The sequence below is a fragment of the Gemmatimonadaceae bacterium genome (genome assembly GCA_035633115.1).
Taxonomy (GTDB): Bacteria; Gemmatimonadota; Gemmatimonadetes; order Gemmatimonadales; family Gemmatimonadaceae; genus UBA4720.
The window spans coordinates 502,640-514,539 of the sequence record DASQFN010000047.1 but is presented as its reverse complement, the minus strand read 5'-3'; the positions used below and the strand labels follow the sequence as shown (position 1 = coordinate 514,539).

The 11,900-nt window shown below is 61.7% G+C and carries 11 protein-coding genes; 10 read left to right on the top strand and 1 reads right to left on the bottom strand.

Going from position 1 to position 11,900, the window contains the following annotated elements; genetic code table 11:
• Positions 1-20: 20 nt before the first annotated feature.
• Complete coding sequence (cax, locus tag VES88_06975) at positions 21-1,073, top strand: calcium/proton exchanger (GenBank protein HYN81228.1); 1,053 nt, start codon at positions 21-23, stop codon at positions 1,071-1,073.
• Positions 1,070-2,107: a diguanylate cyclase gene (locus tag VES88_06970; protein ID HYN81227.1), complete on the top strand. Its 1,038-nt coding sequence runs from the start codon at positions 1,070-1,072 to the stop codon at positions 2,105-2,107. The genes cax and VES88_06970 overlap by 4 nt, the downstream gene beginning before the upstream one ends.
• Positions 2,108-2,345: 238 nt before the next feature.
• Here VES88_06970 and VES88_06965 read toward each other — a convergent pair whose 3' ends face one another.
• A complete protein-coding gene (locus VES88_06965; protein HYN81226.1) occupies positions 2,346-2,582 on the bottom strand; it encodes a hypothetical protein in 237 nt (78 codons plus the stop codon).
• A 64-nt stretch (positions 2,583-2,646) separates the two neighbouring features.
• On the opposite strand from VES88_06965, the gene VES88_06960 reads away from it, so the two are divergent.
• The 8 genes from VES88_06960 to VES88_06925 all read left to right on the top strand — a co-directional run bounded on the left by VES88_06960 (position 2,647) and on the right by VES88_06925 (position 11,690).
• Positions 2,647-2,961, top strand: coding sequence for a hypothetical protein (locus VES88_06960; GenBank protein ID HYN81225.1), 315 nt, complete (start codon positions 2,647-2,649; stop codon positions 2,959-2,961).
• A 12-nt stretch (positions 2,962-2,973) separates the two neighbouring features.
• Positions 2,974-4,096 (top strand): peptide chain release factor 2 gene (gene prfB / locus VES88_06955; GenBank protein ID HYN81224.1). Its coding sequence is split into 2 segments (ribosomal slippage): positions 2,974-3,051 and positions 3,053-4,096, totalling 1,122 coding nucleotides; the frame shifts between segments, so codons are not numbered across the junction.
• Positions 4,096-5,619, top strand: a complete 1,524-nt coding sequence (lysS, locus tag VES88_06950) for a lysine--tRNA ligase (protein HYN81223.1) — start codon at positions 4,096-4,098, stop codon at positions 5,617-5,619. The genes prfB and lysS overlap by 1 nt, the downstream gene beginning before the upstream one ends.
• A complete protein-coding gene (locus VES88_06945) occupies positions 5,616-6,866 on the top strand; it encodes an ABC transporter permease (protein HYN81222.1) in 1,251 nt (416 codons plus the stop codon). The genes lysS and VES88_06945 overlap by 4 nt, the downstream gene beginning before the upstream one ends.
• Positions 6,863-7,564 carry an ABC transporter ATP-binding protein gene (locus tag VES88_06940; GenBank protein HYN81221.1) on the top strand — a complete coding sequence of 234 codons (702 nt, stop codon included), beginning with the start codon at positions 6,863-6,865 and terminating at the stop codon, positions 7,562-7,564. Before VES88_06945 ends, VES88_06940 begins: the two co-directional genes overlap by 4 nt.
• 63 nt (positions 7,565-7,627) lie before the next feature.
• Entirely contained in the window at positions 7,628-8,113 is a 486-nt protein-coding gene (locus tag VES88_06935; GenBank protein ID HYN81220.1) for a UvrB/UvrC motif-containing protein, read from the top strand.
• A complete protein-coding gene (locus VES88_06930; GenBank protein ID HYN81219.1) occupies positions 8,113-9,195 on the top strand; it encodes a protein arginine kinase in 1,083 nt (360 codons plus the stop codon). Before VES88_06935 ends, VES88_06930 begins: the two co-directional genes overlap by 1 nt.
• On the top strand, positions 9,192-11,690 hold the full coding sequence (locus VES88_06925) for an ATP-dependent Clp protease ATP-binding subunit (GenBank protein HYN81218.1): 2,499 nt from the start codon (positions 9,192-9,194) through the stop codon (positions 11,688-11,690). The genes VES88_06930 and VES88_06925 overlap by 4 nt, the downstream gene beginning before the upstream one ends.
• The last annotated feature ends 210 nt before the right edge of the window (positions 11,691-11,900 follow it).

Genomic DNA, 11,900 nt, shown 5'->3' with positions numbered 1-11,900 from the left:
CTCTGCCATTCATCGATTACATGAAGCGATTCTACCTGCTGCTGATTTTCGTCCCGCTCGCAATCGGTGCAGAGCTCCTCCATGCGTCGCCGATCGTGATTTTTCTTCTGAGCTGCGCGGCAATTATTCCGCTCTCCGGCTTGCTCGGAAACGCGACCGAGCAGCTCGCCGGCCATACCGGCTCTACCGTCGGCGGCCTGCTGAATGCAACTCTCGGCAATTTCGCGGAGCTTGTCATTGCGGGCTTTGCGCTGCGCGCCGGGATGGTGGAGCTCGTGAAGGCATCGATCACGGGATCCATCATCGGAAACCTTCTGCTCGTTCTCGGAGCCGCGCAGCTGGCCGGCGGCCTCAAGTACAAGACGCAGCTGGTCAACCGAAGCCTGGCCGGCATGAGCAGCACGCTGCTGGTAGTCGCCGTCATCGGGCTCGTGTTGCCGGCAGTCTTCCAGGCTGTCCATCCGGATCCGGAGCGCGTCGCGACGGTCCGCATGTCGACGTGGATCTCGGGGCTGCTGATACTCGGGTATGTGCTCTCACTCATCTACTCGATGTGGACTCACAAGGCTGCTTTCAGTGAGGGAGGCGATGTTGCGCATCACGAGACTCCGCCCGAGTGGTCGATGCGGAAGTCTCTGGTGGTTCTTGTGATAGTGGCCGCGACGATTGGCGTTCTCTCCGAGTTTCTCGTGGCGTCGACGGAGGAGGCTGTCAGCTCACTAGGACTCTCCGAGATCTTCGTCGGACTGATCGTGATTCCCATTATCGGCAACGCCGCGGAACACAGCTCGGCAGTTCTCATGGCGATGAAGGGCCGCATGGACCTCGCCGTCGGCATTGCAGCCGGATCGAGCATTCAGGTGGCGCTTTTGATTGCTCCCCTGCTGGTCCTTCTCGGTCTCGCTCTCGGCCAACCGATGGATCTGGCCTTTACGACCTTGGAGGTGGCGAGCGTTGCACTTGCGGTAGGTGTGGCGTCATCCGTCATGCAGGACAACGAGTCTAACTGGCTGGAGGGGACGTTCCTGCTGATCGCGTATGCAGCGATTGCCGTAGCCTTCTTTTTCTATTGAGCCGACCTCCGGGTCACCAGGTGAGAACGAGCTCGAGTCCATCGGGAGTGCGCGCTGTGCTCTACCGCCCTCACGGCGGGGACCTGCCACCGGACGTCGAGGGCTGGCTCTCGCAGCAGAGCGTGACGCTCGCGAGCATCGGACTGGCCGACGAGCTGATGGCGATGGCGCTGCGCGGCAGGCCCCGGTTTGTGCTGTTCGACGGCAGACTCGCGCCAGCCAAAGCGCTCGAGGCGTGCACACGTTTGAAAAAGGATTCCTACACAGGCGTCGTCCCCGCTGTGTTTCTCTGCGCGGATGACGCGAACGCCCTCGCCACTGCTTTCGGAGCGGGGGCGGACGAGGTCATCACCGCTGATCTTCCGGGCCACGCAGTCCGCCTCCGGATGGACGCGTTTCTCGCACGCTCCGACAGAGATCTCGGGGTGCATCCTTCCACACGTCTGCCTGGCGCGGGCGCGATCGAAGCGGAGATCAAGCGGCTCCTCGCAATCGAGGGCCTCTTCGCTGTGTGCTACGCCGATCTCGATCATTTCAAGGAATTCAACGACCGGTACAGTTACAATCAGGGCGACAGGGTAATACGGATTCTCGCGATGATTCTCCACGACGTCGTGAAGGGTACGGCGGGAGAAGCGGGATTTGTCGGGCATATCGGCGGCGATGACTTTATCTTCATTATTCCGCCGACCGAGGTCGCCGAGGTGTGCGGTGAGATCATATCGACGTTCGACGAGCTCATACCATATCAGTATTCCGAGACTGACCGGCGTGTCGGATATTTCTTCGGCAAGGACAGGCGGGGAGTTCTCGATCGCGTTCCATTGATGACTTTGTCGATCGGAGTGGTCACGAATGCGCGGCGATCGATCAAGGAAGCGCGTCAGATCAGCCAGCTGGCGACCGAGATGAAGACGTATGCGAAGTCGCTGCCTGGCTCGGTGTTCACGGTCGATCGCCGAACAGACGAGCGTCCGCCGGTTCACGACACGCGTCATCCGAGTATTCACGATGCCGCTGGAGACGAGGAATGAATGTAAGCTGCCCGCAATGCTCGACCGTGTTTCGCGTGGACCCGGCGAAGGTGCCACAAGGCGGAGTCCGCGCGCGCTGCTCGGCGTGCGGCGGAGTGATCCCGGTTGGGATGACCGCAGAACGGCAGCCAGTCGCACCCTCGGCTCATCACGTTCCATCGACGCCGGCATACCAGACACCCCCGACGCCGGCATATCAGAGCCCGCCGTCTGAGTATGCGCGGTCCGCGTCGATGCATCAGCCCGCGCCGAGTACACCGGCTGCTCCAATGCGCCAGCGGTCGTCCACGCCACCGCGCCCCGCGGCGCTTCCCCCGCCTCGCCCAACGCCGCGCGCGCCATGGCCGTCAGTGCCCACGCCGTCCTCACCGACTCCGATGCAGCCGGTCTGGCCGTTCACGCCGCCGTCCGCAACAAGTCCGTCTCTGGCGTCATCGCCAGCCGCTGTCGCGCCGATATCCGTTCCGTCTTTCACTCCTCCACCTCCGCCCCCGGTTACGCCGCAACCACCGTCACAGCCGGCTGCCGCGGCGTCCTCGATGAGCGGAAGCGCGACTGCCGCACCAGCGCCCGCTCCCGGCGAGCGACGCCCGATCAATCCTTTCCTGGCGCGTGATCCAAGCCTTCGGGCCAAGCGGCTGGCGCGCGCCCTCGTCTCGGACATGGTCGCCTACTATCCGGCGAAACACTCCGAAGGGCTGCAGCGTGGTACTCTCAAGGACCTCTTCCGCGAAGAGATAAAGAAGAGTTACGAGGAGTACGTCACTCAGGTCGGATCCGATTTCGCGCGGACCACGACGCATTTCCAGGAAGCCCTCAACGAGGTGCTCGGCGCCGGAAAGCGAATCTTCTAGGACGCGACGACAATGGCAGACACCATCGGAGAGCGAAGCCGAACGCTGACGAGCAGCGCCGAGCGTCTCGCTGAAGTGCGGAGGTATCTTTGACATCGAGGGGAAGCGCGGGTCGCTGATTTCCCTCGACCTGCGCATGGCAGATCCTTCCTTCTGGTCGAATCAGGAAGACGCCCAGCGAACCCTTCAGGAAGTGAAGGCGCTGCGTGCGTGGGTCGACCCCTACGACAAGCTCGAGACCCAGCTGACAACAGCCCGGGAGCTCCACGAGCTGCTGACTGAGTCGTCTGACACCGAAATGGAGAAGGAGCTCGACGACATGATCGAGTCTCTCGATTCGGAGATCGATTCGTTCGAGCTCAAGACACTGATGACTGGCGAAGACGACTGGCGCGCCGCGCAGGTCGAGATCGCCGCCGGCGCCGGTGGAACCGAGGCGCAGGACTGGGCGTCGATGCTCCTCAGGATGTACACACGGTGGGCTGAGCGTCGCGGGTTCGAGCTCGAGCTGCTTGACGAGAGCGAAGGCGAGGAGGCCGGCATCAAAGGCGCGGTGGTGGAGATCCGCGGTCAGTACGCGTACGGATTCCTGCGAGCGGAGACGGGCGTTCACCGGCTCGTTCGCATCTCGCCTTTCGATTCGGCCGCACGCCGGCACACGAGCTTCGCGTCGGTGTTCGTCTATCCCGTGGTGAACGAGGAGATCAACATCGAGATCCGGGATGAGGATCTGAAGATCGACGTCTATCGTGCATCCGGGGCCGGCGGTCAACACGTAAACAAGACGAGCTCGGCTGTTCGGATCACGCATCTTCCGACGAACACGGTTGTGGCATCTCAACAACAGCGCTCGCAGTTCAAGAACAAGGCGCAGGCGATGAAGATGCTGAAGAACAAGCTGTATCAGGCGGAGGTGGAGCGACGGGAGCGCGAGAAAGCGGCGGTCGATGCAACGAAGGCCGACGTGAGCTTTGGAAGTCAGATCAGGAGCTACGTGTTTCAGCCTTACACGATGGTCAATGACCACCGAACCGAGCTGAAGATTCCCGACGTCCAGAAGGTGATGGACGGAGGGATCGATCCGTTCATCACGGCATACCTCAAGATCACAGGGAATGACGCAGCAGCCCGGTAATGACTGACGACCTGAACTTCGTCCTGCGGGCGCGGCGGGAGAAGCTCGAAGCGATTCGCGCCGCCGGTGTCGAGCCATTCGCCTATTCCTACAATCGCGAGCACACAACGGCAGCAGCGCTCGCGCTCCTGCCGGATGCCGGCGCTGGTGCGACGACTGGCGGCGCTGCGCCAGCTGCTGATGGGCCGAGTGTCAGCATCGCCGGTCGCATTGTCGCGTGGCGAGCACACGGAAAAACCGCTTTCGCGCACCTGGCCGATTCGAGCGGCAGGATTCAGCTCTATTTCAGACGCGATGAGCTCGGCGACGATCGCTATGCGCTGCTGCATCAGCTGGATCTCAGCGACATCATCGGAGTCGCGGGACCTTTGTTCAGAACGCGCACCGGTGAGGTGACCGTTCGCGTCGCGTCCTTCGAGATACTCGCGAAGTCCCTGCGTCCGCTGCCCTTCGGGAAGGAAGAAGAAATTGACGGCCAGATAATTCGTCACTCGGGATTCAGTGATCCCGAGCAGCGTTATCGTCAGCGCTATGCGGACCTGGCGGTGCATCCTGAGGTGCGGACACACTTCGCCGCCCGGTCGAGAATGATCGGGACAATGCGCTCATTCCTCGACGGGCTCGGATATCTCGAGGTAGAGACGCCGATCCTGCAGCCGCAGTACGGCGGTGCCGCGGCGCGGCCGTTCGTCACGCGCCACAATTCCCTCGACATGGCGCTCTACCTGAGGATCGCCGACGAGCTTTATCTGAAGCGACTCGTCGTTGGAGGCTTCGAGCGTGTTTACGAAATCGGGCACGATTTCCGGAATGAGGGGATAGATAGAACTCACAATCCGGAATTCACGATGCTGGAGTTCTATGAGGCCTACGCGGACTACACGACGATGATGGGACGAGTGGAATCGCTGCTCGAAGCGATCATCGCGTCGCTGCGCTCGGTCCCCCAGCTCGCGAATTCGATTCCCAGCTTCAACAAGCCGCTGCCTCGCCTGGAATGGGTTCCGGCGCTCAACGCCGGGCTCGGCACTGACGTGCTGGCCGCAGAAGATGCTTCGCTTCGCGAGATGGCGCGACGAGCAGGCGTCGAAAAGCCGGAAACGTTGAGCCGTCCCAAGCTGATGGACGAGCTGTTTCAGGCGATCGTCGAATCGACCATCGTCGATCCGACATTCATTCTCGACTATCCGGTAGAGCTATCGCCGCTGGCAAAGCCAAAGCGCGGAGATGCGCGTCTCACGGAGCGGTTCGAGCTTTTCGCCGACGGCCGGGAGCTGGCAAATTCCTTCAGCGAGCTCAACGATCCCGTGGACCAGCGGTCGCGACTGGAGGCGCAATCGCGGCTCCGTGATGCCGGAGACGAAGAGGCCGTGGGCGTTGACGAGGATTATCTTCGAGCAATGGAATACGGAATGCCTCCGATGGGTGGCGTCGGTGTCGGCGTCGACCGGCTGTTCATGTGGCTCACGGGCACACCTAACATCCGCGACGCGATTCTTTTCCCGACGATGAGGCCTGAATGACCAGGCTCGAGCTTTCCATCGCCTGGCGATATCTGCGCAGCCGCCGCGGATCCAAGCTGCTCTCGCTGATCAGCCTCATCGCCATTGCGGGCGTTGTCGTGGGCGTGAGCGCACTCATTCTCATCATCGGCGTGATGAATGGCCTGCAGCGCGACCTTCGCGAGAAGATTCTCGTGGGCAGCCCTGACATCCGGGTGTTGAGCTACGGGGAGGACCTGAAGATCACCGACTGGCCGTCGATCCTCGACAAGGTCAAGCGACAGCAGGGCGTCGTTGCCGCCGCTCCGTTCGTGCTGGTCGAAGGTGGTATGAACGCCGGGCACGACTACGCGGGCGCCGCCTACGTGGTGGGGATTCCCCCGCAGGCGCGCGGTGTCCCCGATGTCACCACCATCCGGCAGCACGCGACGTCGGGGGACTTCCGCTTTGCCAGCAGCGATGGGCAACGACGCGGCGTCGTCCTCGGCAAATTGCTTGCGGGGCGGTACAACGCGTGGCCTGGCGACAAGATCAATCTGATCTCGATAGCGGGAGTGAAGGCCAATCCGGTCACGGGCGGTTTCGTTCCGAGAGTCTATCAATTCGAGGTAACCGGGATCTTCGAAACGGGGATGTACGAGTACGACAACTCGTACGTGTTCGTGGCGCTCGACAAAGCCCAGGAATTCGCGGCGCTTGGCGAAGGCGTGACGGGGATCGAGGTTAAGACGACGGACCGTTGGGCTGCCTCGGTTGTGGCGGAACGTCTCACCGCTGCTCTCAGCTGGCCCTACCGTACTGTGGACTGGATGGAGCAGAATCGTTCGCTGTTCCAGGCGCTCAAGCTCGAGAAGATGGGCATGGGTGTCATTCTCCTGCTCATTGTCGTAGTCGCCGCCTTCAACATCGTCAGCACATTGATCATGGTCGTCACCGACAAGACGCGTGAGATCGGAATTCTCAAGGCGATGGGTCTGCCGGCCAAGTCGGTGCGGCGGATCTTCCTGGTGCAGGGAGTCGTCATCGGCGCAGTCGGAACGACGCTCGGCCTGATTGTGGGTTTCGGAGGCGCTTACGCACTGGAGCGATACAAGTTCATCCCGCTCGATCCGCAGATCTATTTCATCGATCACCTGCCTGTTGCGACACAGCCTGTGGACGTCGCGTGGATTGTGCTCGCTAGCATTCTCACGTCGGCCGTTGCCACGCTGTACCCCGCTATCCAGGCGTCGCGGTTGTACCCCATCGACGCGATCAGACACGAATGACGGCCGTCCTCGAAGCACACGACCTCCACAAGACGTACGTCGGCGGCGACGGGGGAACGATCAACGTTCTGAAGGGCGTCGACCTGAGTCTCGCCCGGCGCGAAATGGTCGCCGTCGTTGGAGCGAGCGGCGCAGGCAAGAGCACGCTGCTGCACGTACTCGGCGCTCTGGACAAGCCGACGCGCGGATATGTCGTCGTCGGGGGTGAACCGATCAACGGACTCGATGAGGAGCAGCTCGCCGCCCTCAGAAACCGATCGGTTGGCTTCGTGTTTCAATTCCATCATCTGCTTCGCGAGTTTTCTGCTCTGGAAAACGTGATGATGCCGTTGCGAATCGCCGATCGCGATTACGATACAGCGCGGAGTCGCGCGGCGGAGCTTCTGGCGCGGGTGGGGCTCTCGGCGCGAATGCACCACCGGCCGGGCGAGCTTTCAGGGGGCGAACAGCAGCGCACCGCTGTTGCCCGGGCGCTGGCGATGGATCCCAAGGTTATCCTCGCCGATGAGCCGTCCGGAAATCTCGATCTTGCGAATGCGGAGATGCTGCACGAGCTATTGGTGGAGGTCGTAAATGACCTCGAGATCGGTATGATCGTCGTGACTCATAACAGGGGGCTTGCCGCGCGCGCCGGCCGTGTTCTGCTGCTCGAGGGGGGCAAGCTCGCTGAAACCGTGCTCGGTGGCGTCGTCGTATGATGACGCAGGCAGGAGCCGGAGAATTGCAGGCGCCGGAAGAATGCGGCGAAGGAAGGTAGACCAGTGGTTTGCGATGTGTGCAAGGAAGCGGATGCGGTAGTTCAGCTCACCGAAATAGAGGGGACGGGCGTTCGCCTGCTCCACCTCTGCGAGCGGTGCGCCGCCGAGCGCGGCGTCGAGACCACGCTTGCGACGGCGAAGCCTGACGTCACCAATTTCCTTCAAAGCGTGCATCAGCAGATGCAGGCGGCGCAGGGCGATGCCGCGCGCTGCACGTTCTGCTCGTCGACATTCCGTGATTTTCGTACGACTGGGCGCCTGGGCTGTGCTCACTGCTACGAGGCGTTCGAGAAGAGCATGCGCGACCTGCTGAGAAGGGTTCACGGAAGCTCGCGCCACATCGGCAGGCGTTACGAGCCGCCGTCCAGCACCGAGATTCCCGACGCCGGGACGGTGAACGAGCTTCGCGACCGGCTTCACCGCGCGATCCAGTCGGAGCAATTCGAGCTTGCGGCAGACTTGCGTGACCGTCTGCGGGGTCTCGAGTGATGATCGACCTGACGCTTCTTCCGGATGGCGGAGTGGGATGGCTCGACGCGTCAGGAGAGAGCGCCGACATAGTCATCTCGACTCGTGTGCGTCTCGCGCGCAATCTCGAGGGCTACGCGTTCTCCGGCAGAGCGCGTGACGGAGAGCGATTGCGCGTGCTGGCGCAGGTCCGCGAAGCAATGGCGGGCATGCGAACTCTCGAGCAGGGCGTCCTGGTGCGCGTGGATGAGCTGCCTCCCGAGGATCGGCTGCTGCTGCACGAGCGACATCTCGTCAGTCGCGAGCTCGCCGGGCTAGATGTTCAGCGCCCTGTGCGCAGTGGTGCGGCCGTTCACCTGACTCGCGGTACGAGCATCATGGTGAACGAGGAAGATCACCTGCGACTGCAGTCACTCCAGTCCGGGTTTCACGTGGCAGACGCTTTCTCGGTAGTCGAGGGGCTCGAGGCCGATCTCGGCGAGCGCGTTCCCTATGCGTATCACGAGGAGTTCGGATTCCTCACCGCCTGCCCGACGAATGTCGGAACGGGATTGCGAGCCTCGGTGCTGATACACCTTCCGGGTCTCGTCCTTACGAAGGAAATCGCGAAGGTGCTCGCTGGTCTGCAGCAGGTCGGGCTGACTTATCGCGGGCTATACGGAGAGGGGAGCGAAGTAGTCGGAAATTTCTTCCAGATCTCGAATCAGACCACACTGGGAAGATCGGAAGGAGAGCTTCTCGATTACCTTGTCCGTGTCGTGACTCACGTCATCGAGCGCGAAGAAGAAGCAAGAAAAGTATTGCTTCGAGACGCGGGATATATTATCGAAGACAAGTTGTGGCGCGCGTACGGAACGCTTCGTTACGCTCGCAGCCTGTCGTTTGACGAAGTGATGAGCTATCTCAGCAGCGTGCGGCTTGCCGTCGGGCTGAAACTGATCACCGATCTAAGTGTATATACCCTCAACAAGCTCCTGATTTTTAGTCAGCCAGCTCACTTGGTGCATGCCGAGGGGAGACAGCTGACGGAGAGCGAAGCGAATATCGCGCGCGCGCGCTTCGTGCGCGGCGTACTCGCGAATGACATGGGGTCTACACGATGAACGGGTACAACTTCACCGAGCGTGTCCGCAAAGTCCTCGCTATGGCGCGGGAAGAGGCGGAACGGCTCCGGCACGAATACGTCGGCACCGAGCACATACTGCTCGGGCTGATCCGTGAGGGCGAAGGCGTCGCCGCGGCGGTGCTGCAGAACCTCAGCGTGGACCTCGACGAGATTCAGCAGAAGATCGAGGACACGGTCAAGAAGGGAAAGGCGACGGCCGCAACCGGTCCCGACCTTCCCTATACCTCGCGCGCCAAGAAAGTTCTCGAGCTCGCGATGGCCGAGGCACGCGACCTCACGCACAACTACGTCGGTACCGAGCACCTGCTTCTCGGTCTCCTCCGCGAAGAGAAGGGAATCGCAGCCCAGGTGCTGACGGATGCGGGAATCAACCTCGACGCCGCTCGCGCCGAGACCCTCCGGCTGCTTGGCACCGACATGCCACAGGGCGGCGCCACCACCGGGTCGTCGTCGACAACATCGGGAGCGCCCGCAGCGACTGGCAAGGGCGAGAAAAAGTCCAAGACGCCGGCGCTCGATCATTTCTGCCGCGACCTCACGCAGCTTGCCGCCGAGAACCAGCTCGACCCGACAATCGGCCGCTCGAAAGAGATCGAGCGGGTGATGGAAATCCTCACCCGCCGAAAGAAGAACAATCCGGTGCTCATCGGCGAGCCTGGAGTGGGCAAGACCGCAATCGTCGAAGGTCTGGCGCAGCTCATCGCGACGGGCGAATGCCCCGATTCGCTGCGCGAGCATCGCGTGCTTTCACTCGACATGGCTGCCGTCATCGCAGGAACCAAATACCGCGGTCAGTTCGAGGAGCGTCTCAAGGCCGTAATGAACGAGATCGCGCAGAACAAGAACATCATCCTGTTCATCGACGAGCTGCACACGCTCGTCGGCGCGGGCGCGGCAGAAGGCGCGATCGATGCCAGCAACATGTTGAAGCCCGCGCTCGCGCGGGGTGAGCTGCAATGCGTCGGCGCTTCAACGCTCAACGAATACCGGAAGTACATCGAGAAGGACGGAGCGCTCGAGCGCCGGTTCCAGACCGTGATCGTCGAGCCGCCCACAGTCGACGAGACTGTCGAGATTCTGAAAGGCCTTCGCAGCAAGTACGAGGATCACCACAAGGTGACGATCCCCGATACGACGCTCACTGCCGCGGCCAAGATGTCGGAGCGTTACATCACCGACCGCTTCCTGCCCGACAAGGCAATCGACGTGATCGACGAGGCAGGCGCTCGTGCAAGGCTTGCAACGCAGGCGCCACCGCCGGAAGTCACTGCACTCAAGGGCCAGCTCGACGGCGTGAACACCGAGAAGGAATCCGCCGTGCGCGATCAGAATTTCGAGCGCGCTGCATCATTGCGTGACCGTGAGCGCGAGCTGCAGGGAGACATTCGGCGGAAGCAGGAGGAATGGGAGAAGCACCGCCAGTCGCACCGGCCCGTGCTCGGCGAAGAGGAAGTGTCGTTTATCGTGAGCCGATGGACGGGAATCCCGGTAATGCGCCTCCAGGAAGCCGAGACCGCGCGTCTCATGCGAATGGAGGAGGAGCTGCATGCGTCGGTCGTGGCGCAGGACGAGGCCATTCGCGCGCTTGCCCGGTCCATTCGCCGAAGCCGCGCGGGATTGAAGGATCCCGATCGTCCTATCGGGTCGTTCATCTTCTCCGGCCCGACAGGAGTCGGCAAGACGGAGCTCGCCCGTGCACTCGCGCGATTCCTGTTTGCTGATCCGCAGGCGCTGATCAGGGTGGACATGAGCGAGTACATGGAAAAATTCTCGGTCTCGAGGCTGATTGGTGCGCCTCCGGGCTACGTTGGATACGAGGACTCGGGCACGCTCACCAAAGCGGTGCGGCGTAAGCCGTACAGCGTGGTGCTCCTCGACGAGATCGAGAAGGCGCATCCCGACGTTTTCAACATCCTGCTGCAGGTGCTCGATGAAGGGCATCTCACCGACAACTACGGTCGTGTGATCGACTTCAAGAACACGGTCGTGATCATGACTTCGAACGTCGGCGCGCGGGACATCACGAAGAGCAGAACGATGGGCTTCGCGGCGCCGGACGGGCGCAATGCGTTCGAGAGAATGGCTGAGAAGGTCAAGGAAGAGATGACCCACGTCTTCAACCCGGAGTTCCTGAACCGGCTCGACGACGTGATTGTCTTCCATCCGCTCTCGGAGTCGGACATCGGTCAGATCGTCAGCATCGTTCTGAAGGAAGTGCAGAAGCGGCTTGGGGATGAGGAGCTAACGCTCAAGCTCACCGAAGCCGGCTCAGCGTTCCTGGTGAAGAATGGATTCGATGAAAAGTTCGGGGCGCGGCCGCTGAAGCGGTCGATCCAGAAGTACATCGAGGACCCGTTGTCGGAGAAGATTCTCGTCGGGGAGTTTGCAAAGGGAGACGAGATCGAAGTGGACGTCGCGCCTTCGGGAGACAAGCTGGACTTCCGAGTGCTGACGAGTACGACAAAGGCGTAACAACGAAAAAACCTCGCCACAGAGGCACAGAGCACGCAGAGAACAACGGGCGCCGCATCGCACATCGATGCGGCGTTCTTCTTTTCTTTGGGGTTTAACACATCTTGGCGGGCGAGTTCCGAGCCGCGCGGGTTGTTCCCCTTAGAGAAGGTTTTCTCTGTGTGCTCTGTGTGCTCTGTGTGCTCTGTGTGCTCTGTGCCTCTGCGGCGA